Source organism: Candidatus Insignibacter tubulum, from assembly GCF_056790205.1.
In genome coordinates this window covers 141467-166116 of sequence record NZ_CP199715.1, presented here as the reverse complement: position 1 = coordinate 166116, position 24650 = coordinate 141467, and the positions used below count along the sequence as shown (strand labels likewise).

General features: G+C 31.7%; 17 protein-coding genes. 7 read left to right on the top strand and 10 right to left on the bottom strand.

Going from position 1 to position 24650, the window contains the following annotated elements; translation table 11 throughout:
* Positions 1-11: 11 nt before the first annotated feature.
* Genes dnaJ through ACUBP5_RS00645 form a run of 3 tightly spaced genes read left to right on the top strand, consistent with a single transcriptional unit; the run spans position 12 to position 3349 of the window.
* Positions 12-1133: a molecular chaperone DnaJ gene (dnaJ, locus tag ACUBP5_RS00655; RefSeq protein ID WP_482168387.1), complete on the top strand. Its 1122-nt coding sequence runs from the start codon at positions 12-14 to the stop codon at positions 1131-1133.
* Positions 1134-1146: 13 nt separating this feature from the next.
* On the top strand, positions 1147-2079 hold the full coding sequence (locus ACUBP5_RS00650) for an ABC transporter ATP-binding protein (RefSeq protein WP_482168386.1): 933 nt from the start codon (positions 1147-1149) through the stop codon (positions 2077-2079).
* Positions 2072-3349: an ABC transporter permease gene (locus ACUBP5_RS00645; RefSeq protein WP_482168385.1), complete on the top strand. Its 1278-nt coding sequence runs from the start codon at positions 2072-2074 to the stop codon at positions 3347-3349. The genes ACUBP5_RS00650 and ACUBP5_RS00645 overlap by 8 nt, the downstream gene beginning before the upstream one ends.
* A 525-nt stretch (positions 3350-3874) precedes the next feature.
* On the opposite strand, the gene ACUBP5_RS00640 is transcribed toward ACUBP5_RS00645, so the two are convergent.
* From ACUBP5_RS00640 to ACUBP5_RS00625, 4 genes are all read right to left on the bottom strand, one after another.
* Complete coding sequence (locus tag ACUBP5_RS00640; RefSeq protein ID WP_482168384.1) at positions 3875-6145, bottom strand: aconitate hydratase; 2271 nt, start codon at positions 6143-6145, stop codon at positions 3875-3877.
* Positions 6146-6231: 86 nt separating this feature from the next.
* Positions 6232-7002 (bottom strand): alpha/beta fold hydrolase, encoded by a 771-nt coding sequence (locus ACUBP5_RS00635; protein WP_482168383.1) that lies wholly within the window; start codon positions 7000-7002, stop codon positions 6232-6234.
* A 5-nt stretch (positions 7003-7007) separates the two neighbouring features.
* On the bottom strand, positions 7008-7745 hold the full coding sequence (locus ACUBP5_RS00630; protein WP_482168382.1) for a pyridoxine 5'-phosphate synthase: 738 nt from the start codon (positions 7743-7745) through the stop codon (positions 7008-7010).
* A gap of 26 nt (positions 7746-7771) precedes the next feature.
* Positions 7772-9013 (bottom strand): mechanosensitive ion channel family protein, encoded by a 1242-nt coding sequence (locus tag ACUBP5_RS00625; protein WP_482168381.1) that lies wholly within the window; start codon positions 9011-9013, stop codon positions 7772-7774.
* A 46-nt stretch (positions 9014-9059) separates the two neighbouring features.
* Here ACUBP5_RS00625 and ACUBP5_RS00620 point away from each other — a divergent pair, with 46 nt between their 5' ends.
* From ACUBP5_RS00620 to infB, 3 genes are all read left to right on the top strand, one after another.
* Positions 9060-9839 (top strand): Bax inhibitor-1/YccA family protein, encoded by a 780-nt coding sequence (locus ACUBP5_RS00620; RefSeq protein WP_482168380.1) that lies wholly within the window; start codon positions 9060-9062, stop codon positions 9837-9839.
* Between the two features lie 907 nt (positions 9840-10746).
* A complete protein-coding gene (nusA, locus tag ACUBP5_RS00615; RefSeq protein ID WP_482168379.1) occupies positions 10747-11985 on the top strand; it encodes a transcription termination factor NusA in 1239 nt (412 codons plus the stop codon).
* 102 nt (positions 11986-12087) lie between these two features.
* A complete protein-coding gene (gene infB / locus ACUBP5_RS00610; RefSeq protein ID WP_482168378.1) occupies positions 12088-14874 on the top strand; it encodes a translation initiation factor IF-2 in 2787 nt (928 codons plus the stop codon).
* A 577-nt stretch (positions 14875-15451) separates the two neighbouring features.
* Here the strand turns inward: infB and fsa are convergent.
* The gene (gene fsa / locus ACUBP5_RS00605) at positions 15452-16111 is read right to left on the bottom strand and encodes a fructose-6-phosphate aldolase (RefSeq protein WP_482168377.1); all 660 of its coding nucleotides are present in this window, start codon (positions 16109-16111) and stop codon (positions 15452-15454) included.
* An 86-nt stretch (positions 16112-16197) separates the two neighbouring features.
* On the opposite strand from fsa, the gene ACUBP5_RS00600 reads away from it, so the two are divergent.
* Positions 16198-17106: a TIGR01777 family oxidoreductase gene (locus ACUBP5_RS00600; protein WP_482168376.1), complete on the top strand. Its 909-nt coding sequence runs from the start codon at positions 16198-16200 to the stop codon at positions 17104-17106.
* A gap of 62 nt (positions 17107-17168) precedes the next feature.
* On the opposite strand, the gene recG is transcribed toward ACUBP5_RS00600, so the two are convergent.
* The 5 genes from recG to ilvB all read right to left on the bottom strand — a co-directional run bounded on the left by recG (position 17169) and on the right by ilvB (position 24650).
* Entirely contained in the window at positions 17169-19274 is a 2106-nt protein-coding gene (gene recG, locus ACUBP5_RS00595; RefSeq protein WP_482168375.1) for an ATP-dependent DNA helicase RecG, read from the bottom strand.
* Positions 19275-20145: 871 nt separating this feature from the next.
* Positions 20146-21399 (bottom strand): threonine ammonia-lyase, encoded by a 1254-nt coding sequence (gene ilvA / locus ACUBP5_RS00590; protein ID WP_482168374.1) that lies wholly within the window; start codon positions 21397-21399, stop codon positions 20146-20148.
* Positions 21400-21519: 120 nt separating this feature from the next.
* Positions 21520-22608 carry a ketol-acid reductoisomerase gene (gene ilvC, locus ACUBP5_RS00585; RefSeq protein WP_482168373.1) on the bottom strand — a complete coding sequence of 363 codons (1089 nt, stop codon included), beginning with the start codon at positions 22606-22608 and terminating at the stop codon, positions 21520-21522.
* Between the two features lie 6 nt (positions 22609-22614).
* A complete protein-coding gene (locus ACUBP5_RS00580) occupies positions 22615-22944 on the bottom strand; it encodes an ACT domain-containing protein (protein ID WP_482168372.1) in 330 nt (109 codons plus the stop codon).
* A 14-nt stretch (positions 22945-22958) separates the two neighbouring features.
* Complete coding sequence (gene ilvB / locus ACUBP5_RS00575; RefSeq protein ID WP_482168627.1) at positions 22959-24650, bottom strand: biosynthetic-type acetolactate synthase large subunit; 1692 nt, start codon at positions 24648-24650, stop codon at positions 22959-22961.

Genomic DNA, 24650 nt, shown 5'->3' with positions numbered 1-24650 from the left:
GTCAAATATTCATGACAAAAAGAGATTATTATGAAATATTAGGCGTTTCAAAAAACGCTTCTGCAGATGAAATTAAAAAGGCTTATAGAAAACTTGCTATTCGTTATCATCCAGACAAAAATCCAAATGATAAGAATGCAGAAGAAAAATTTAAAGAAGCCGCTGAAGCTTATGAAGTATTGAGTTCTTCTGAGAAGAGACAGCGTTATGATCAATTTGGACATGCCGGATTAGCAGGGACTTATACATCAAATGGTAGCGGCATGAATATGGAAGATATCTTTGCCAATTTTGGAGATATCTTTGGAGACGCTCTTGGAGGTGCTTTTTCAGGTTTTAGTTTTGGAAATAGTAGCAGATCTAAACTCCTTAAAGGCAGTGATCTAAGGATTCGCATAAAACTCACCCTTGAGGAAATTGCAAAAGGAGTAGAAAAAAAAGTAAAAGTACGTAGGATGAAAATGGCTAAGGGCATTAAATTTAAAACTTGTTCTAGCTGCAATGGAAATGGGCAGATACTTGCCCAAGTAACCAATACTTTCTTAGGTAAAATGCAAACTATGAGTACTTGTAGACAATGCCAGGGTATAGGTAAAATTGCTGATAAAATTCCTACTGGAGTTAATAGCCAAGGGATGATTAAGGAAGAGGAGCTTGTTAGTATTCATATTCCTCCTGGAGTAATTGAAGGTATTCAGTTAAAAGTATCGGGAAAAGGGAATGAAGCTCCATTTAACGGAGTTAATGGAGATCTTATCGTGCTTATCGAAGAGATACCTCATGAAACGCTCAAACGTGAAAATATTAATTTGCATTACGACCTTTATCTTTCTTTCCCTGAGGCTGTTTTGGGAGCTAATAAAGAAGTCCCTACCCTTGGCGGGAAAGCACGTATTCCAATAGATGCTGGAATACAGTCTGGGAAAACCTTACGTCTTAAGGGGAAGGGGATCCCTGATATCGAAGGGAATGGCCATGGCGATCTCATGATTCATATTAATATCTGGACACCTAAAAAGATCAGTAGAGAACAAAGAGAAATGTTTGAAAAAATGAAAAACGACGAAAATTTCGTGCCTAATCCTAAACAGAACGATAAGTCTTTTTTTGATCGAGTACGAGAAATGTTTTAAAAATTAAAACATTGTGATTAAACCCCTTATTTCTATATGTGACTTAGGAAAAAATTACGGTGATAAGATAGCACTGCGTCAATTTAATTTAGAGCTCTATAAAGGTTCTATTCATGGATTGATAGGGCTAAACGGAGCTGGTAAAACAACCCTCATACGAATTATTAATCAGATTTATAAGCCTGATAAGGGTTATATATTATTTAATGAAGAAAAACTCTCTCAAAAACATATTCAACAAATAGGGTATATGCCTGAAGAACGTGGCCTATATATGAATATGTATCTCAAGGAACAGCTCATTTATTTAGGCCAACTTAAAGGAATGAATATAAAGGAAGCACAGAGAAAAATAAGGCTATGGCTTGAATATATGGATCTTAAAGCCTTAGAAGGGGAAAAAATAAGCATCCTTTCAAAGGGTATGGCTCAAAAAGCACAATTCATAGCTGCTATTTTACATGAGCCTGAATTAATTATTTTTGATGAACCTTTTACCGGTCTCGATCCTATAAATGCAGGCCTTATACGTAAGGAAATATTACAACTTAGAGAAAAGGGGCATAGCATCCTTCTTTCAACACATCGTATCGAATCTGCCGAGGGACTTTGCGATGAAATTACTTTTATAGACCGTGCCTGTAAAATTCTCCAAGGGACTCCCTTTTCTATAAAGAACAATTTTAAAGAGAATAGTTATTACAATGTGCAAATTGAATTGCATGAGGAAAATCTCTGGAAAGATTTTTTAATAACTCATACCATATCCCATATTAAAAAGGATGAAAATAATTGTAGTTTCAAACTAAAAAAAAACATAGAAGATACTACTCAGGAATTGCTTAAAACTTTAATTTCTATAGGTGAAGTTTATGTTTTTCAACAAGTAATGCCTACCTTAGAAGAAGTGTTTATACAGATTATAAAGAATTCCCGTAATGCGTAAAAGCGTTCTTATTATAAGAAGAGAATACCGAGTACAAATACGGCAGAAGTCCTTTAAAATTATGACTTTTCTAGCCCCTATAGTGATTATAGCTTTAATCTTAATTATAACTTTTATAAATCATTTTAGTTCTATCAGGCAAAATATAGCTGTGATAGACGAAAGCCATCAAATATACCCTGAACTTAAAAGTGGCAATACATTTGCTTTTATTTTTTCTAATTCTTCAGAAAAAGAGAAGATAAAAAAACGTTTGCAAAAAGACATAGATGCTATGCTCTTAATCCCTAAGACTGAACATCTAGACTATCTTGAGAAATCTATAAGTTTTTATAGCTATAAACTTCCGTCAACTAAACTTATAAATGAACTTCAGAAGGTTCTTTCTCAAAGAATAACAAATTTAAAACTCATAAAAAAATGCGTATATAATACTTCATTAAAAGATTACGAGACTCATGTCCAGCTTAAAACTATATCTTTGAAAGATCAGACACACCGTCAGATACAACGAACTGAATCTAAAACTCTCCTCCTAGGTATCATGATGTATATTCTTATGATGTTTATCATCATATATGGCGTACGTGTAATGCGTGGTGTTCTTGAGGAAAAGAACAATCGAGTTGTAGAGATTATTATTTCTTCGGTTCAGCCTTTCCAACTGATGATGGGAAAGATTATTGGGACGGCCCTTGTTGCACTTACACAATTTACTTTATGGCTACTAATATTTTTAATTGCGTTCCTAGTTTTTCAATGGTACCCGCTTGATTTAATCAAAAATATAAAAGAGATCCCCTTAGGGAAAATTTACATTTTTATTCAGTCTTTTAAAACGTTAAATTTAACATTTTTGCTGAGCCTATTTTTTCTTTATTTCATAGGCGGTTATCTGCTTTTCAGCGCTTTTTTCGCCGCTATAGGTGCCATTATAGAAAATGGGAGCGATACTCAACAATATTCTATTATTAGTTCTGTGATTTTAATTATCGGGTTTTATGGAGGTATTTTAGCGCTTGATAATCCGGACTCATCAATAGTTTTTTGGCTATCTATGATCCCTCTTACTTCCTCTATTACAATGCTTGGTCGTTTATATAGCAATATAAACGAATGGCAGATTGTAGTATCTCTCATAATCTTAGGTATTTCTGTATGGTTAATGATAGTACTCTCTTCAAAAATATACCGACTTGGCATCCTTAAATATGGAGAAAAAATAGGGCTTATAAAAATATATAAAAGGTGGTTTTATATGAGAAATTAAATTAATAAATAATTAAATATATAACTAAAATATATAAGTATTGTGGTTTTTCGATCTATTCTTGATTAATTATCTATGACTTGATAAAAAAAGTATCAATGATATAAAAAATTTAGGATAGACCAAAATATATTTTGACAGAGAAAGTATATATAGGAGATATGCTTATAATAGCATTTATAAGCATATAGCGTGTAATTTAAATGTTAAAAATATTAAATTAATAATATAAAAATCACAAAATACGTTATTATAATGATATCTATTAGATCTCATCGTTCTATTTGAATTTTAATAAATAAAGCTTGTCCTACTGCAAAGTATAGAGAAGTGTTTATCTACAACAGTTAATAGCTATATATATATAGGATCAAAATAATAATTAATCAATTAATCCTTTTCAAGGAAAAGGATTAATTTCTTTATCAGAGTAATATTTATCTCAACAAGATTTTTAACTCTTTTGTAAAAAAGCAATACATAGGAGATATATAATATTTTAAAATAAATATTAAGATACAATGATCAATTTTTTTTATCTCTCATTTTTATCATATTAAGTGCCGATCCTGCCTTAACCCATTCAATTTGATTCTCATTATAAGAGTGACATGCTTTTATAGTATCTTTTCGTTTATCTTTATGAATTAATTCAACACTAACTAGCTTATTTGGGGCAAAATATTTCAAATCCGTAAAATTAAACCAATCTTCTTCTTGTATCTTTTCATAATCATCTTTATCATAAAAAGTTAGAGCTATAATTCCCTGTTTTTTGAGATTTGTTTCATGAATTCTTGCGAAAGAACGAGCTAAAACTACACGAATGCCTAAATGACGGGGTTCCATAGCAGCATGTTCCCTAGAAGAACCCTCTCCGTAGTTTTCATCTCCAATAATTACAGTGGGTATACCTGCAGCTTTATAAGCCCTTGCTGTAGTTGGAACTTCTCCGTAAATATCGTTAAGTAGATTTTTTACTAAATTAATTTTACCGTTAAATGCATTGATAGCTCCAATAAGTAGATTATTTGAAATATTATCTAAATGTCCACGATATTTTAGCCATGGTCCAGCCATAGAAATATGATCAGTAGTACATTTTCCTTTAACTTTAATTAAGAGTCTTGCTTTCATTATATTTTCTCCATCCCATGCCCTAAAGGGCTTGAGTAATTGCAAGCGCTCTGAATTTGGAGATATACTGATAATTATGTTTTTCCCATCCTTCACTAAAGCTCTATAGCCTGAATTTTCTACTGAAAATCCTTTAGGGGGTAATTCAAAACCTTCAGGAGCAATAAGTTTTATATGTTGTCCTTTTTCATTTTGTATGGTATCAGTAAGAGGATTAAAATTTAGATTCCCCGCTAAAGCCATAGCAGTAACAATTTCTGGAGAAGCTATAAAAGCATGGGTATTAGCATTCCCATCATTACGCTTAGCAAAATTTCTGTTGAAAGAAGTAAGTATAGAATTTTTACGACTCGGATCATTTATATCTCTTTTCCATTGTCCTATACAAGGGCCACAAGCATTTGCTAATACTAATGCTCCTATCTTTTCAAAAAAATTTAAATAACCATCACGTAATAAAGTATAACGCACTTGTTCAGAACCGGGAGTTAATGTAAATTTTGATTTAAATTTTAGATTTTTTTCAATTGCTTGTTTTGCAATTGAGGCTGAGCGACTTATATCTTCATAAGAAGAATTTGTACAAGAACCAATAAGGCCTACTTCAAGTTTTTTTGGCCAATTATTTTCTTCAACCGCTTGAGCAAATTTTGAAATAGGCCAAGCAAGATCAGGAGTAAAAGGGCCATTAATATGAGGTTCTAGCTCACTTAAATCTATGGTAATAAGCCGATCGAAATATTTCTGTGGATTTTCATATACTTGTGGATCTGCTCTAAGATGTTCTTTTATATCTGAAGCTAAGTCAGCTATATCCGCTCGTCCTGTAATTTTTAGGTAATTTTCTGATGCTGTGTCATACCCAAAAATAGAAGTTGTAGCCCCGACTTCAGCTCCCATATTACATATAGTCCCCTTACCGGTACAAGATAGCTTTTCAGCTCCTTCTCCGAAATATTCTAAAATAGCATCAGTCCCCCCTATAACACTGAGTATACTTGCTACTTTTAAAATAATATCTTTAGGTGAACTCCACCCGTTTAATTCTCCTTTAAGGAGAACTCCAATAAGTTTAGGAAATTTTAGTTCCCAAGGCATACCTGCCATCACATCTACAGCATCAGCTCCTCCTACCCCTATAGCAAGCATCCCTAGGCCTCCGGCATTAGGGGTATGAGAGTCTGTACCTATTATCATTCCTCCTGGAAAGGCATAGTTTTCTAAAATCACTTGATGTATAATGCCGGCTCCCGGTAGCCAGAAACCAATGCCATATTTAGTTGATACAGACTGTAGAAAATTAAAAATTTCATTATTTTCGTTAATCGACTTTTGAAGGTCTTTATAAGCTCCTGAGTTTGCCTGTATGAGATGATCGCAATGTACTGTAGATGGTACGGCGGTTTTGTTTTTACCTGATTGTATGAACTGAAGAAGAGCCATTTGTCCTGTAGCATCTTGCATAGCAACACGATCGGGGACAAAATCTACATAGGTTTCATTACCTAATGAACTATTTTCATTTATATCTTTGAATAGATGACTATAAAGTATTTTTTCTGTGTAAGTAAGGGGTCTACCTACAATCGCTCTTGCTCTTGGTACGCGCTCTTTTATTCTCATATATACTTGAGTAATCATCTGTAAATCAAATGCCATAATCTTATTATTATATCTTATCTAAAATGTAGCTTATTCAAAAATAAGCATAATGTAATGATCAATATATATTATTTTATTTATACTTATTCTTGATAATCCCTTAAAAATAAATCAACTTTTTTATAAACGGCTTGTGGATTATCTGCATGAGTCCAATGTCCTGCATTAGGTATAGTTACTATCTCGGATCTTACGAATATTCTTTGAATATCTATAAAATCTTCTTTATCAATATAATTTGAATTAGCTCCACGAATAAAAAGAGTTCTTCCCTGATAAATCTTATCCGTATTTTGCGATGATATTAATTCTTTATAACTATCTTCAATCCCCTGAAGATAAAAACGAAAGGAGAAATTACCTTCTTTAGTACGATAGATATTTTTAGAGAGTAGTCCCTGAATATTTGGATTATCTATAGTTTTTTGCAAAAATATATTTAGATCCATACGAGTCTTAATGTTCTCTATAGGAATACTTTTTAGGTTATTTAATATCTTATGATGATGTGGTGGATAGTCTTTTGGTGCAATATCTATAACTATAAGCCCTTTTAGCTTTTCAGAATGAAATAGACTAAAATGCATAGCTGCTTTACCTCCTATAGAATGTCCAAGTAAGATAGGGTTAAAAAGTTTATAATGGTCTATGTAATTTAAGATATCCTCGCTTAAAAATTTATATCCCATATTTTTGCTATGAAAGCTTTTTCCATGATTTCGGAGATCTAATAAATGAACCTCTAGTTGATTCCTAGCCCACTTTTTACCTAAAGTCATCCAGTTATCTCCCATACCAAAAAGACCATGTAATATGAGCAAGGGGGGGCCTTTTCCGAAAATTTTCGAATGCATGATCATTACTTGTTTACTTTTTTATAAATATTTTTTATACGCTTAAGGTAAGATTGTATAGTTTTTTCTATACCTAAATATATCGCTTCTACTATAAGAGCATGCCCTATAGATACTTCTAAAATCTCCGGTATATGTTCTATAAGATTTTGAATATTATTCAAATTTAAATCGTGTCCTGCGTTAATTCCTAAGTTATTTTTAATAGCCTCTTTTGCTGTTAGTAAATAAGGTTTTATAGAATCGAGTTTTTTATTTGCAAAATCTTTTGCGTAGGCCTCTGTATAAAGTTCTATTCGATCTGTTCCGCTGCGCGCAGCGCTCTCAATATATTTAGGATTTGCATCTACAAATATCGATGTACGAATTCCATAAGATTTAAATTCACTAATTACTTCAGTAAGAAAAGTTACATTCTCAAGAGTATTCCATCCGGCTTTAGAGGTAATATCATCTCGAGAATCTGGAACAAGAGTAACTTGCTGAGGCTTCACTTGTTTTACCAGTTCTATAAATTGGGGAGTAGGATTTCCTTCGATATTGAACTCAGTATATACAGTCTTTTTAAGTTCTAATACATCTTGGTAACGTATATGTCTTTGATCAGGACGTGGATGCACTGTAATACCTTGTGCACCAAATTTTTGTATATCTTTAGCTATCTGAATAAGATTTGGGAAATTCCCTCCTCGTGCATTTCTCAGGGTAGCTATTTTATTTATATTTACGCTTAGATTAGTCATAAAAGAGAGCTATTTTATATACGATTCTAATACGATTTTACTTGAGTGAGTTCTAAATCAAAAAGATGAATAACTGCAAACAAATGGTCAAATACATCAGCTTGAATCCTTTCATATTCTTCTAAAACAGAGGTCTTTGTAAAACAGTAAAGTTGTAGAGGTAATCCATATTCTGTAGGTTCAAGCTGACGCACCATAATCCTTTCATAATTTGAAATCATAGAATGGGCTCGTAAATAATGTACAGCATACTCTCTAAAGAGTCCTATATTAGTGAGTTTAATGCAATTAATTTGATCTTTTTGCCTCTGTTCACTATTATAAGTATTTATTTCCTTCTCTTTTTCCTCAATATACTTTCCGAGTAAGAAAGAATTTTTAAATTTTTTTAAATCTTCCATCTCTAAAAATTTAAAAGAAAGCGCGTTAAGTAGAATCGAACGTTTAATGCGACGAATATTTTTAAGGCGCATTACTTCAAAATTAGTGACAGCTGTTGAAATTAGATCATAAGTTGGTACTGTGGTTATAGTTTTATCAAAATTTTCGATTTTAGCCGATATAAGATTAATTTCAATAACTATCCCTTCTATATTATATTTAGTAATATTGATCCAATCCCCCACTTTAATCATTCTCGTAGTAGCCATTTGTACTCCTGAAATAAATCCTAATATAGTATCACGAAAAATAAGTAAAATTACTGCCGTAGCTGTTCCTAAACTTGTAATAATAGAAGAGAAAGACACACTAAAAATAATTGATATGATTAGCAATGCACTTAATATAATCGAAATAATTTTCAGGAGTTGTGAAAAGGAGCATACTGCAATAGTTTGATGATTATTTTCATTAATGGTAATTTGCATTATAGCATTAATCATACGTATGGAAAATTGCAGGAATATTAATACAAAAACCGTATAAAAAATTTTTTGTATTTGTATAATAAAATCTCTATCATCCTTAAAAAATATTTCCAGTAAAATAGAACCCAAGGCTACTGTAAAAAAGTACCCTAAACTGTTAAAAACCTTATTTTTATAAAAAGTATTATCCCAATTAAAATGAGTAGAATCAACTATATGTTTCCTTGTAAATTTTATTAAGCGATTAAATAAAATCCCAAATGTCAAGATAATAATAAAGAGAATAAATAGCTTGATACCTAAATTCAGGTAAACAGAAGTATACTGATTTAGATTAAAATTTATAAAAAGAGGTTCAAGCCATTGATCATGTTGATCAAAATTTATAAAATTTTGCATTAAGGTAGTTTTTTTTACTTTCAAGTGAAAAAGCAAATTTAGTTAAGTGAGATATAAGTATTATATTTGTACACAAAAAAAAATAGTTGAAATGGCCAATCCATTTTTCAAGAAAGGGTTTTCGCACCCTTCTTTAACAATCGTTGTTCATAACGACAAGATTATGACACGTGCAGGAGTGATAAATAAGGGAATATTTCTCTTAGTCCTAATATTATTGGGAGCATCAATCACTTGGGGGATGTTTTTTCAAGGACTGAATACACTCCCTTATACACTTGCAAGTGGATTACTTGGGTTTATAATAGCCTTGATATCTCATTTTAATCCAACTTGGAGCCCTTATCTTGCACCTGCTTACTCGATATGCCAGGGTGTTTTTTTAGGGGCCTTCTCTGCCTTATTACATTATAGTTACCCAGGGTTGCCTTTGCAAGCAGTTTTAGCTACTTTCGTTACCTTTTCACTTATGCTTTTACTCTACCATATGAGAGTTATAAAGGTTACTGAGAAATTTCATTCTGTTTTATTAGGCGCTACGTTAGCAGTTGCTGTATATTACCTTATAGCCATGGTATTCAGTATATTCTTCAAGGCTATCCCTTTCCATTTTGGAGCTTCCTGGTTAAGTATTTCTTTTAGTGTATTTGTAATTATTATAGCAGCACTAAATCTTGTAATAGACTTTAACTTTATAGAACGTCAGTTAGCTCAACGTGCTCCAAAATATATGGAATGGTTTTCTGCTATGGCGCTTATGATAACTTTGATATGGTTATATATTGAAATATTAAGTCTTCTTTCAAAAATTAATAGAAACAATTAAAGTATGAGAAGACTTACTAATTGAAATTATGATTCTAATAAAGAAGCTATATTTTTAATTATTCACTATTTTTAGCTGCTACTGCAAATATTAGTAATCTTATAAATCTTAAATCTAGATGGAATTATAGTTGTCTTTTTAGATTGATTCTAGACGGTATTATATACTTTCCTAAATAAAGATACAGTTACTATATATATGAGAGATATTCCCCCTCATGAAGAGGGGGTTCTTTTTTTTAGTATAAAAATTATACACTTCACTTTGTAAAAGTTAGTTGGAATAATATTTTCTATCACTTCTTTAAAAGTATATCAAGAAGTATAATTAAGCAAATTTGTATTATAGAATTTTTAAGATATTTTATCTTTGTTATCCTATAAATATATTTATTATATTTGTGTCTTTGGGATTCAATTTGAATGAACAAAACTAAGTAAGGGCTATGAAGGCCCTTATTTTACTATATAATATTTTATCGAAGAAAAATCCCTCAATAATAAAATAGTTAACATACTTAATTCAAGCGATCTTTTAAAAAGTTTCGATTTTTTTAAGTATGATATAGTGTTTGGAACTAACATAATATGAGTAATTAAGATAAGAATAGCAGTATTTTTAATAAAGCCAATCTACTCTATATAATTTAGTATCATGTAAAAATATTAAATAAGAAAAATATTACTTCCTTAAGTATCTTCATATAAGGTTAGATAATTTTTTAAAACATTGTTTATATATACTGAAAAACTGATTAAATACGATATTTTTTATAAGGGTCTTCTTATATTTATGTCAAAAAAGAGACAACGTCACGAATTCGTAAAATTTCCTTATCCTCGTAAAATCCTTTTTCAAAGACTTAAAAAGATAAATTAAAAATCAAATTCTGAAAATATTAAATAATATGAATAATCTGGCTTTGATCGATTCATTCGCAGATTTTAAAGAAGAAAAGAATATAGATCGCTCAACTCTTATGGCTATATTAGAAGAATCTATTAAGGCGGTCTTACGCAAGAAATATGGTTCTTCTGATAATTTTGATATTATTGTTAATCCAGATAAAGGTGATTTGGAAATATGGCGTAATCGTACAGTAGTAGAAGATGGTTTAATTTTAGATGATAATGAACAAATTGAGCTTTCAGAAGCTAAAAAAATAGAGTCTGATTTTGAAATTGGAGAAGAGGTGTCTGAAAGAGTTAGACTTGAAGATCTTGGACGAAGGGCAATTTTATCACTTAAACAAAATTTATTTGCCAAAAGCAAGGAATATTATAATACGGTAATTTATAAAAATTTCAAAAATCGTGTAGGAGAAATTATTATCGGAGAGATTCATTACATGCGTTATAATAAACATTTAATTGTTCGTGATGATAATCATAATGAAATGATCCTACTTAAAGAAGAACAAATCCCGAATGAATTTAATCGTAAAGGCGATAGTATTAAAGCTCTTATTAAAGAAGTACGCCTTGAGGATAATAAACCAGTAATTATTCTTTCACGTAGTGATCCTATTTTTCTTAAAAAGCTTTTTGAGCAGGAGATACCTGAAGTTTTTGATGGACTTATCACTGTAAAAAATGTAGTGCGTATTCCTGGGGAAAAAGCTAAGGTATCAGTAGAATCTTATGACGACCGGATAGATCCAGTCGGAGCCTGTGTGGGGGTAAGAGGAACACGCATACATGCTATAGTTAAAGAATTAAGAAATGAAAATATAGATATTATTAATTATACTAATAATTATCAGTTATATATAACCAGAGCTTTAAACCCAGCAAAGATATCCATGATAGAAATCGACGAAAAAAATAAAACGGCCAAAGTCTTAGTAAAATCTGATCAAATATCAAAGGCTATTGGTCGTAATGGTCAAAACATTCGGCTAGCGAGTCAATTAATAGGGTATAAACTTAATATTTTTAGAGATTCCCCTTATGAAGATGATGTAGAACTCACCGAATTTGGTGATGAAATAGAACCATGGATTATAGAACAATTTAAAAATGCTGACCTTAATACAGCTCGTGCTGTATTGGATTGTGCTTTAGAAGATCTCATTAAACGTACTGATTTAGAAGAAGAGACTATTTTAGATGTCTATAGAGTATTAAAAGAAGAATTTAACATATAAGTTATAGAGCGGGAAAAGAACCCTTATACCGCTGTATAATAATACTTGAAACAAGTACTTTTGTAAAGGTTAAGACGATTTTTTCACAATAGATAGTTTTTTATGATTGATAAGATGAGGTTAAGGACAGTACTTAAGGAGTTAAATGTTTCCCTAAAAAGGGTAGTAGATTTTTTGCAGAGCAAAGGGATAGATTTGCATGGTAATCCTAATACAAAAATTGAGGCGAGAAGTTATCAACTTCTCATAAATGAATTTCAATTAGATAAAAAAGCAAGACATGCTTCTGAAAAAATTTCTTTACAAAAGAAAATAGAAAAAGATGAACTTAGGGAAGAAGTTATACAAAAGACGAAAGCAAAAGAACCTAAGTTAAAAGAGGATACAATTAAATCTAGAGAATACATGCTAGGACCTAGAACTATAGGAAAAATAGATTTACCTTCCTTAGGTCACAGAAAAAAAAAACCTTTGTCAAAGTCTAAAAAAAATATATCAGAGGTCTCTTTAAATTCTCAGATAAATAAATTATATGTTGATCAAAATAATCAGAATCCAAAGATAAAGATAGAATCTACTTTAAAAGAAGAAAGTCTTAGTCAAGAGACTAAAAAAGACTTATCTCAGTCAACAAATCTTTCCGTAACTTTGAATACGGAGACTCAAAAACATCCTTTAAATCCAGAAATTTCTTCAAATCATATAAAAACTCACTATCAAAAGCTTGAAGGACCTGCTTTTACAGGTGATAAAATCGATCTTTCTAAATTTGAGAAGCGCAAATCTTCTATATCTAACGCTAAAAAAAAACGCAGACGTATTCAAAAACAAGTTACTTCTGAGGATTTCCAAGCCATAGGTACACAGCGTATTGAACGTTCTTCAGAGGAAGAATCCTCAAAAAAATCCTCTAACCTAAAGCAACGCTCGAATCCTGTTAGAATAGGCCAACGTAAAATCCGAAGGCAAATTCAGCCATCTGGATTGACAGACGACCAAATTGGTAAACATATTAAAGAAACTCTTGATAAACTTACCTCAAAAGGAGGTAAATCTAAATCTTCTAAATTTCGTCGTGAAAAACGTCAATCTAGAAAAGATCATCAAAATTTTGAAACTAATTTACGAGATGAAGATAGCAAAGTGCTTAAGATAGCTGAATTTGCTACGGTTAATGAGCTAGCAGCTATGATGGAAATTCCTGCTACAGATCTAATTACCACTTGTATGTCTTTAGGAGTCATGGTGACGATGAATCAGCGGCTAGATGCGGAGATACTTACTCTTGTAGCTGATGAGTTTGGATATAGTATAAATTTTGTTAGAGCTGATATTGATGAACTTTTTCAAGAAAAAGAGGATCCTCAAGAAAGTTTACTCAAACGTGCTCCTATTGTTACCGTAATGGGACACGTAGATCATGGAAAGACTTCTTTGCTTGATAACATTAGAAAAACTAATATTATTTCGCAGGAATCAGGAGGAATTACTCAACATATAGGAGCTTATAGTGTTGAGTTCAGAACCGGACAACGCATTACTTTTCTAGATACCCCAGGCCATGAAGCTTTTACGGCTATGCGTGCTAGGGGAACACACATTACGGATATCGTTATTATTGTTATAGCTGTTGATGATGAGGTGATGCCTCAGACTAAAGAAGCCATCAGTCATGCTCAAGCTGCAGGTGTCCCTATGATATTTGCTCTAAATAAAATAGATAAGCCTACGGCAGAACCAGATAAGATTAGAGAACAATTAGCTAGTATGAATCTTTTAGTAGAAGAATGGGGAGGGAAATATCAATCTCAAGAAATTTCTGCGAAAACAGGATTAGGTCTTGATCAATTACTAGAAAAAGTCTGGTTAGAAGCTGAAATGCTAGATTTAAAAGCTAACCCAGATAAACCAGCCTTAGGGACAGTTATAGAAGCTACTCTGGATAAAGGACGTGGTTATATTACTACTCTACTAGTACAGGAGGGCACTCTCAGATTAGGAGATTATATACTAGCAGGATCACATCATGGCAAGACTAAAGCGATTTTAGATGAAAATGGTCATCATATTAAAGAGGCTGGTCCTTCAAGACCTGTAGCTGTTTTAGGTATTGGAAGTGCCCCTACAGCAGGTGATAAATTTAAAGTGTTTTTTGAAGAAAAAGAAGCTAAACAGCTTGCTTCTAGAAGACATCAGTTACAACGTGAACAAAATATTCGTACTCAGAAACATCTTACTCTTGATGAAATTGGTCGTAGAGTTGCATTAGGTGAATTTAAAGAACTCAAAATCATCCTAAAAGGAGATGTAGATGGATCAGTAGAGGCTATTACAGATGCGCTTCAAAAACTTTTCACAGAAAAAGTAGTAGTAAATATAATTCATAAAGGGGTAGGACAAATTACTGAGTCGGATGTGCTATTAGCATCTGCATCAGATGCCATTATATTAGGATTTAATGTTAGGCCCGCGCCTAAAGCTCGTAGTATTGCTGAAAAAGAGAATATTGAAATACTCACTTATTCTGTTATTTACGATGCTATTAATGAGATTAAAGAAGCTATAGAGGGGATGCACTCTCCTGAAATACGTGAACAAATTTGTGGTATGGCCGAAATTCGGGACATGTTTAAAATTACTAAAGTAGGCCCTATAGCTGGCTGCATGGTTATTGATGGTAAAATATCGCGAGGTGTTAAGATAAGATTGATCCGGGAAGGTATTGTTATATATGATGGAGAACTAACTTCTCTTAAACGTTTTAAAGAAGATGTCAAAGAGGTTCCTAAAGGATATGAATGTGGGTTAAAGATTAAAAATTATAACGATATACATATTGGAGATTTTATAGAAGCCTATGAGGAAACTTCAGTTAAAGTAAAAATATAATTCTAAAAATTTATAAAATATCCCCCTATGCTAGGAGATATTTTATACAGTATCTACTAATAGTAGTAAAATTTATTTTTAAGCAATTTATTATATCCTATAATAGAAGTAGTTTTATTTTATATGTGTTCCTAAATAGAAATATACTTATTAATAATTATAGTACCTTTTAAAGGTCTTTTTACCTATAATAGGTCTATAAGTTTTAAAGAAAACACGTTAAAACTAAAAAATATGACTAGCAGATATATAGTATTATTGGAGAAGTGTTTTTTTTCTTATACCAGATTTTATACAGTAATATATATAGCTTTGCTTATTCTATAGTTGTAGAAAGAAGAGAAACTCAGAATAATAATAATATTCATGGTTAACTTCATTATACCTATATAAGGTATAATAGGTAAGCATTTATTTATAATATAATTATCATATATATTATAATTCTATAATAAGTTATTATATATCATAATATGATACTTTATCTTCTAATGAAGAATCCTAATAAACTAGAACAAACAATCTAAAATTATTTTTAGAGATATTAAAATTTTTAGCATAAAAAAAAAATATTAGATTAAGAATAAGATGCTTTATTGTGGTCATCAAGAAATTTTTTAAGACCTATATCAGTAAGTGGATGATATACTAGACTTTTAATAGTTCCTAAAGAGGTAGTAATAATATCCACACCTATTTTTGCGCAACTAACAATATGTAGGGGATTACGGACTGAAGCAGCTAAAATTTCTGTTTCAAAACCATAAATATCATATACTGTCTTAATATCTTGAATTAGTTGTAGACCATCTGAAGAAATATCGTCGAGTCTTCCAATGAAAGGAGATACATAAGTGGCTCCTACCTTAGCAGCTAAAAGTGCTTGCGAGAGAGAAAAAACTAAAGTACAATTAGTTCGTATACCTTGTTTAGAAAAATAGCTAATAGCTCGAATCCCATTACTAGTCATAGGAATTTTTACAACAATTTGCGAATGTAATTCTGATAAAATTATTCCCTCAGAACATATACCATCATAATCAGAAGCTATGACTTCAGCACTTACATCCCCTTGAAAAATATCACAGATACTTAAATAGTGTTTATATATAGTTTCTTTACCAGTAATCCCTTGTTTAGCAATAAGTGAAGGATTAGTAGTAACTCCATCAAGAATACCTAACTCATTAGCTTGACGTATTTGATCAAGGTCCGCTGTATCTATAAAAAATTTCATGACACATTTTTTTATATACTTACAAAAGTATATATTATTTTGATTTTTATATGTGATTTTTTTTAAATTATATTAAAAATTTATATATGAAAAATATACTTATCACTGGCGCTAGCGGACTTATAGGGATGCGATTAAGTGAAATCCTTTCGGAAAGGAACTATACTATAACTCATTTGAGCACAAAACTGAAAGTTTCAGGAAAATTTAATAGTTATTTCTGGGATCCAGAGAAAGGATATATCGATCAAGAGGCCTTAAAACAAATAGATGTCATAATTCATTTAGCAGGGATATCCTTATATGATAAAAAGTGGAGCGCGCTACAAAAAATAAAGCTGTTAGAAAGCCGGAGTGTAAGTGCCCATCTTTTATGGGAATATATTATTAGACTTGATAAAAAACCTGAATGTTTTATAAGTGCTAGCGGGATAAATTATTATGGAAGTATTACTCAAAAAAAACCCTTTACGGAGGATGATCCTCCAGGAACTGATTTCCTAGCAAAGGTATGTCAATTATGGGAAGCTAAAGGAGATCTTTTCCACAAAAGTGGAATTCGTACGGTAAAATTACGTACAGGAATAGTTCTTTCCAGGAAAGGTGGTATTTTAAAAAAAATAGAAAAAATTGTAAAATGTTATCTTGGTTCTCCGTTAGGCAGTGGGAAACAATATGTTCCATGGGTTCATATTGATGATATCTGTCATGCATACATAAAAGCAATAGAAGATAAAACCTTGAAAGGTGCTTATAATATTGTAGCTCCAGAGATAGTAAGTAATTTAGAATTTACTAAAGCCTTAGCCCGGATTCTTCACCGAACTTTATTTTTCCCTAGAGTTCCTGCTTTTATTTTAAGGGTGTTGTATGGAAAAGATTTTTCTAAAGTTTTACTAAATGGAAGCCCTATATCAGCACAAAAAATATTAGATAAAGGATTTATATTTACTTATCCTAAATTAGGAATAGCATTAAAAGAAATATATTCATAGAAACTATAATTGAAAAGGCATTATATACTATAATGATAGTAACTTATATATAACTAGAAAGCTTATCCAATTTTTCCCCAATTCAATTTTTCTTTATATTTTTTTTTAACTATCTCTCGAATCATATGATGATCAGGAACTAAAAACTCAGGATCTTCTTTCATTAAAAGTATGACTTGTTCACGTGCTTTAATTAGAATTGAACTATCTTTAGATATATCAGCAATTCTAAGATTTAGTAATCCACTCTGTTTTGTCCCTATTAAGTCTCCAGGGCCTCGTAAATGAAGATCTTCTTCAGCTATTTCAAAACCATTATTTGTACGACACATTGCTTCAATACGCGCACGTGCTTCATTGCTTAATTTTTTGCCACACATTAATAAACAGTAACTTTGCTCAGAACCTCTTCCTACACGTCCACGTAATTGATGTAATTGCAAAAGACCAAAACGCTCAGCACTCTCAATAATCATAACTGTGGCATTTTGTACATCAACTCCTACCTCAATTACCGTAGTAGAAATCATAATTTGAGTCTCCCCTTTAATAAATCGGTTCATTTCAACTAATTTTTGAGTAGGACTCATTTTCCCATGTAAGACACCTATACGGTATTCAGATAAGGGAAAAGCACAACATATATTTTCATAACCATCTATTAAGTTTTTATAATTTATTTTTTCAGATTCTTCTATCAATGGATAGACAATATATATCTGCCTTCCATAAGCAATCTGATCTTTAATAAATCTAAAAACTTCTAGACGAGAGTTCTCATACCTATAGATTGTTTTTACTATCTTACGTCCATGAGGTAATTCATCAATAATAGAAACATCTAAATCTCCATAAAGTGTCATAGATAGCGTACGGGGGATAGGTGTAGCTGTCATCAAAAGCATATGAGGAGGACGTTGATTTTTACTCCAAAGTCTAGCGCGCTGAATCACCCCAAAACGATGTTGTTCATCTATTATAGCCAACCCTAGATTTTTAAACATTACCTGATCTTCAATAAGAGCATGCGTTCCTACAAGAATAAAAATTTGCCCTTGCTGTAACCCATAATGCAATTGACGCCTTTTAGATTTTGAAGTGCTTCCTGTTAATAGAGAAACTATAATACCTAAAGGTTCTAGAAGTCTAGAAATGGTATGATAATGTTGCACCGCCAGGATCTCTGTAGGAGCCATCAAAGAGGCTTGAAATCCATTATCTAAAGCCATAAGCATAGCCATGAGCGCTACTAAGGTTTTCCCACTTCCTACATCTCCTTGTAAAAGACGATTCATCTGAACGTTTTGTCCAAGATCATAACGTATCTCTTTTAAAACTCTCTTTTGCGCTCCAGTTAAAGAAAAAGGTAAACACTCTTTATAAAAACGGTGTAGATATGAGCCCATTTTTGAGAATGGATAGCCCGAGTGATTTTTTTTTTGATGATATTTTTGCATAAGAAGTGCGAATTGAAGAAAAAAAAACTCCTCAAATTTTAAGCGCCACTTAGCTTTTTGGAGTTTAACTAAGGAAGTAGGGAAATAAATCTGAGAAAAAGCCTCTTCCCTACTCATTAAAGTATAAGCCGTAATTATTTTCTCAGGGAATACTTCATAAATATGTCCTCTAAGCAACTGTAGTAGTTCTTGAAAAATATTTGTAAAAAAATGCTGATGTAACCCCCTCCTTTTCAGCAACTCAGAAATAGACCATACTGGTTGTAAAGGTATAGGAATTCGATTCTTATATCGATCAAAAAGTTCAACTTCAGGATGTGTTATTTGCAGCCGTCCTTTAAAAAAACTCAAGCGGCCAAAAACTACTACAGGTAAATATTTTGGGAGCCAGTTCTTTATAGCATCAATTTTTTGGAACCATATAAGATCTATACTACCGCTTTGATCTTCAAAATGTGCTAAAAGACGTTTGTACTTATCCCTATTAAGTACTTTTGTAAAAGTAATTTGACCTATAATCTGAACTTCAACTTGAGAATCCCCCAACTCACAAATCTTATAAAATCGGGAACGATCGATATAACGTTGTGGATAAAAAGCCAAAAGGTCTTCATATTTTTTAATTCCGTATTCAGCAAAAAGCCATCGAGCACGTTGAGTGCCCACTCCCTTAAGATATTCTATAGGAGTCTCTAATAGAGATTTTGACATATTAGTTCTTTATCTCGTCCCAGATATCCAAAAATATAATTCGTGATCTTGCTTTTAATAAAGCCTTTAACATTTACATCCTTTTCATTAAACTTATTTTTTATTAGATATATTATAAAAAATTAGTCTCGGATCATTTCCATAAAAATTTTATATATCAAGTAATAAAATGATTAGCGTTTTTTTTAACTTATGAATATCCAATTTTCACTTAATCTGAATGTAAGTAAAAATAACAGACGAAAAAGTAAAAATTGCATATTAAACTAGATAATAAAAATAATAAAAATTTTAGTACTGATTTATAGTAAGATAAATAAAATTATAAATATAAGATAAAGTTAAATAAGATGATATATAATGTAACTATTAACTTCTAATCTCAAGTACAAGTAATAAGAGCATAAAGGTAGTATACTAGCTATACTAAATAAGTATATTATAAAGAACCATCCCAAATCTTATATATATATTTATTATATATTAATACTTTAACTTTTGAAGTACTTCTGGTAAGTCTAATTCTACCAAATGCTAGTTTTTTGTGAAAAATTAGGTTAACCGGATTATTACTAATATTTCTATATCTAGAAAAACTAACAATGGAATAATAAGTAATAACCCTCTTAAATTAATTTCAGTATTATTGTATATAATACTAAATAAGTACTTTAACCTTAATCCCCAATTTATGAATCCTCCTATCCTAGGATAGTTTTATTAACTTAAAAAAGAAAAATAATATCCTTAATGGTAAGGATGATAAATAAAATAGCATTTCTTTCTTACATATTAGAATTTAATAATTATGACATAATAACATTTTTAATGTTATTGTCTATCTATTTTACTTATTGAGTAAATTTTAAAACTATATCAGTAAACGAAACAAATCTGGATTTTTATTTATATATTCAAAGGGTATACAGGATTGTTTTATCTTTTTCATAAGCTTTGAAAAATCCTTCTTATCAGCGAGCTCTATACCAACAATAGCAGGCCCTTCCTCACGCGAGGTTTTTTTAGAGTATTGGAAATAAGTAATATCATCATAAGGCCCTAAAACATTACTTACAAACTCTTTAAGAACACCAGCATGCTGAGGAAAATTTAAGATAAAGTAATGTTTGAGTCCTTCATATATTAAAGATCGCTCACGTATCTCTTCAGTACGCATAATATCATTATTACCTCCGCTTAGGATACAAATTACATTTTTCCCAATAATTTCTTCTGAAAAATCATCCAATACTGCAATAGCTAAAGCTCCAGCAGGTTCAGCTACGATAGCTTCCATATTATAAAGTTCTAATAGAGCACTACATACTTTTCCTTCAGGAACAATTTTTACCTGATAAAGTACTTTTTGGCAAATATTAAAATTATGATTACCTACTTTTTTAACAGCTGCTCCATCTACAAATTTATCGATTTGATCAAGTGATACTATATTTCCAATATCCAAAGAAAGTTTCATAGCAGGTGCGCCCTGTGGTTCTACTCCTATGATCTTAGCAGGAAGCCTGTTTTGATAAAAATAAGCTCCTAGACCCGAAGCGAGTCCACCACCTCCTACAGGCAAAATCAAATAATCAATAATCTCCTTAAAATCTTCTAGGATCTCCACACCTATAGTTGCCTGCCCTTCGATGATCTTAGGATCATCGAAGGGATGAACGAAAAAAATTTGATTCTTTTTAGAATATGTTATAGCCTCTTCATAAGCAGAATCGAATGTATTTCCTGTAATAATAACCTCTACATATTCTTTCCCAAACATTTTTACACGTTGAATTTTCTGGCGAGGAGTAGTGGCGGGCATGTAAATCCTTCCAGGAACTTGTAAGTGATAGCACGAATAGGCTACTCCCTGTGCATGATTCCCAGCACTAGCACATATTACACCTTTTTTTAATTCTGATAAAGAAGCACTTTTCATCTTGTTGTAAGCCCCTCTTATCTTATAAGATCGTACTACTTGTAGGTCTTCACGTTTGAGATAAATATGCGCATTATATTTCTCAGAAAGATGATGATTTTTCTGTAAGGGCGTATGAAGGATTACTCCTTTTAATCGTTCTCTAGCTTTTAAGATATCTTCTATAGTAGGGAAATAATTAAGCATGGTTTTATTTATATTTTTATACCCATTCAAAAAAAAAAATACTAAAAAAATTGGCGCCTGTTTTTACAAAAAACGGGCGCCAAGAGAAAAGCAAATAAATCGTATAAAATTTAATGTATCTTATTTTTTCATATAACAATTTTCCTGTAATCCTTCATAAGGTTTTTCATTTTCTCTAGGTCTAAGTTTGCGAACGGTTGCTCCAACTTGCCATAACTCACTTTTACTTAGATCTTTAAGCTCTTCCTTAAGTTTTTTTCTATAGTTTTTATCGCTATTTGCATCTATAGTACGCTGAGCTTCATTACCTGAAGCTACTTCATGGTATAGTTCCTTAAAAACAGGAATAGTAGCATCTCTGAATTTTCTCCACCAGTCAAGAGCCCCTCTTTGAGCAGTTGTGGAACAGTTAGAATACATCCATTCCATTCCATTTTCTCCAATGAGCGGCATTAAACTTTCTGTAAATTCCTCAACAGTTTCATTAAAAGCCTCTGAAGGGGAATGTCCGTTATCTCGTAATACCTGATATTGAGCGTCAAATATACCCTGTATAGCACCCATTAAAGAACCTCGCTCTCCAACTAAATCTGAAAAAACCTCGTTTTTAAAATTAGTCTTAAAAAGATATCCTGAGCCTATACCTATACCTATAGCAAAAGTTTTTTCTTGTGCACGAGTGCTATAGTCTTGGTAAATAGCATAACTAGAATTTATTCCTTTCTTTTTTAAGAATAATCTTCTAACACTAGTACCAGACCCTTTAGGTGCTACTAGAAATACATCTATATCTTTAGGTGGATAAATTCCTGTTTTCTCTTGAAAAGAAAGACCAAATCCATGAGAAAAATACAAGGATTTACCGGGGGTAAGATGCTTTTTTAAAATAGGCCATACTAAAATTTGCGCTGCATCAGAGAGCAGATTCATAATAATAGTGCCTTTAATTGCAGCTTCTTCCACTTCAAAAAGCGTTTCTCCTTCAACCCATCCATCATTTAGCGCTTTTTCCCAAGATGGAGAATTTTTTCTTTGGCCTATAATTACCGAAAAATTATTATCTCTTAGATTTAGAGCTTGTCCAGGGCCTTGGATACCATACCCTATAACAGCTATTATTTCATGTTTTAATACTTGTTTTGCCTTTTCGAGAGGAAATTCTTCTCTTGTAATAACATTTTCTTCAATTGGACCGAACTTTATCTTCATTTTTACTTAATTTCTTTTTTTAGTATTTGATATTAAAATATTATCTGTTGAGTATAGAGATTTTTTTGTTTTATGCGAGTAATTAAATTTCTCTTTATCGTTCTCATAATAAAGGACTGACATCACTCCTATTTGTTTTTCTATTTGTTTAATTAAATTTTCCATATATTTTTCATAGCTTTCTACTCTAACGCTAAAGCGCATAGTATTTGACTCTTCTGAAAAAGAAACAGTAAGAGAAAGTATATTAATATTTCTTCGATTTAATATTATTAATATACGGCTGATCAGCCTTTCTAAACGACTCGCTAAAATAACTATTTTGAATCTCTTCACAGTATTATTATTTTTCAAGCCAGTCTGATTTCATCTACAGCACTCCCAGTAGGGATCATTGGGAAAACATTATTTTCTTTTTCTACTATTATCTCTAAAAGATAGGCTTTACTATATTCGAACATTTCCTTTATAACTTTTTCTAAATATTCTCTTTGATCAATTTTTTTACCCCGTATATTATATGCCTTTGCCAATTGTGTAAAATCTGGATTAATAAGTTCTGTAGAGGCATATCGCTTTTCAAAAAAAAGCTCTTGCCACTGGCGTACCATACCTAAAAAACTGTTATTTAGTAAAATAATTTTTATAGGGAGATCATTTTGAAGAATCGTTCCAAATTCTTGAAGGGTCATTTGTATCCCCCCATCGCCTACTAAACAAATGATCTGACGGTCTCTTGCAGCAAATTGTGCACCAATAGAAGCAGGCAATGCAAAACCCATAGTACCTAACCCTCCCGATGTAATATGGCTTTTTCGAGAAGAGAAATTAAAATAGCGTGAAGCAATCATCTGATGCTGTCCTACATCAGTAACTAAAACAGCATTTTTATCTTTATATTTATTAATCCATTTGATAATTTCTCCCATAGTCAGACCATCTTTTTCAGGATATAGATCCTGTAGTATAATCTTTTCTTCTTTCTGCTGTAGAATTCTAAAATGATTTATCCACTTTTCATGTTTGACCTTGACTATTTTTTCAGTTAATGCAGGTAAACTTTCTTTGCAATCACCTAACACAGATATATCACACGGAATATTTTTCCCTATCTCACAAGCCTCTATTTCTAAATGAATTACTTTAGCCTGTCGTGCATATCGTTTAACGTCTCCTGTTACTCTATCATCAAAACGCATCCCTATAGCTATAAGAACATCACATTGATTAGTTAGGATATTAGGAGCGTAACTTCCATGCATACCTAACATACCAACAAAAAGAGGGTGATTACTATCAATAACATCCAGCCCTAAAAGAGTACTAGCTACAGGAATGCCCGCCTTCTCTACGAAGGCTTTAAATTCTTCTTCAGCTTTAGCTAAAGCTACACCTTGACCAACAAGCACAAGAGGTTTTTTTGCTGAATTAATTAATATAGCAGCAGTTTCTATCTTATCTTGTTCTAGTATAGGGTAAGGATAGTAATAAGGTATCTCTTTATCTATTTTTTTATGAAACAAATATTCTTGAAACTGTGCATCTTTAGTGATATCTATAAGTGTTGGGCCAGGACGAGCGCTTCTAGCGATGTAGAAAGCCTTACGAACCATATTAGCAATATCACTAGCTTTAGTAACTTGCACATTCCACTTAGTTACAGGTAATGAAATATCCATAATATTAGTTTCCTGAAAAGCATCGGTGCCTAACAAAGTCGAAGATACCTGTCCAGTAATGCAAACCACGGGAGTACTATCTGCAAGAGCATCTGCTAACCCGGTAATTAAATTTGTCGCACCAGGACCTGAAGTAGAAATACACACTCCTACCTTTCCACTGACACGTGCATAGCCCTGAGCGGCATGAATAGCACCTTGTTCATGGCGCGTAAGTATATGAGATAAACGATCTGAATAACGATATAAAGCATCATATATAGGCATTATAGCTCCTCCGGGATAACCAAAAATATACTCAACTTTTTCATCTAAAAGAGATCTTATTAAGATATCAGATCCAAAATAAGATTTTTCTTGCAT

Excerpts from the sequence above, each read along its gene's own strand:
- dnaJ (WP_482168387.1), top strand. The coding sequence starts at position 12 with ATGACAAAAAGAGATTATTATGAAATATTAGGCGTTTCAAAAAACGCT.
- ACUBP5_RS00645 (WP_482168385.1), top strand. The coding sequence starts at position 2,072 with ATGCGTAAAAGCGTTCTTATTATAAGAAGAGAATACCGAGTACAAATA.
- ACUBP5_RS00640 (WP_482168384.1), bottom strand. The coding sequence starts at position 6,145 with ATGGCATTTGATTTACAGATGATTACTCAAGTATATATGAGAATAAAA.
- ACUBP5_RS00635 (WP_482168383.1), bottom strand. The coding sequence starts at position 7,002 with ATGCATTCGAAAATTTTCGGAAAAGGCCCCCCCTTGCTCATATTACAT.
- ACUBP5_RS00630 (WP_482168382.1), bottom strand. The coding sequence starts at position 7,745 with ATGACTAATCTAAGCGTAAATATAAATAAAATAGCTACCCTGAGAAAT.
- ACUBP5_RS00625 (WP_482168381.1), bottom strand. The coding sequence starts at position 9,013 with ATGCAAAATTTTATAAATTTTGATCAACATGATCAATGGCTTGAACCT.
- nusA (WP_482168379.1), top strand. The coding sequence starts at position 10,747 with ATGAATAATCTGGCTTTGATCGATTCATTCGCAGATTTTAAAGAAGAA.
- infB (WP_482168378.1), top strand. The coding sequence starts at position 12,088 with ATGATTGATAAGATGAGGTTAAGGACAGTACTTAAGGAGTTAAATGTT.
- fsa (WP_482168377.1), bottom strand. The coding sequence starts at position 16,111 with ATGAAATTTTTTATAGATACAGCGGACCTTGATCAAATACGTCAAGCT.
- ACUBP5_RS00600 (WP_482168376.1), top strand. The coding sequence starts at position 16,198 with ATGAAAAATATACTTATCACTGGCGCTAGCGGACTTATAGGGATGCGA.
- recG (WP_482168375.1), bottom strand. The coding sequence starts at position 19,274 with ATGTCAAAATCTCTATTAGAGACTCCTATAGAATATCTTAAGGGAGTG.
- ilvA (WP_482168374.1), bottom strand. The coding sequence starts at position 21,399 with ATGCTTAATTATTTCCCTACTATAGAAGATATCTTAAAAGCTAGAGAA.
- ilvC (WP_482168373.1), bottom strand. The coding sequence starts at position 22,608 with ATGAAGATAAAGTTCGGTCCAATTGAAGAAAATGTTATTACAAGAGAA.
- ilvB (WP_482168627.1), bottom strand. The coding sequence starts at position 24,650 with ATGCAAGAAAAATCTTATTTTGGATCTGATATCTTAATAAGATCTCTT.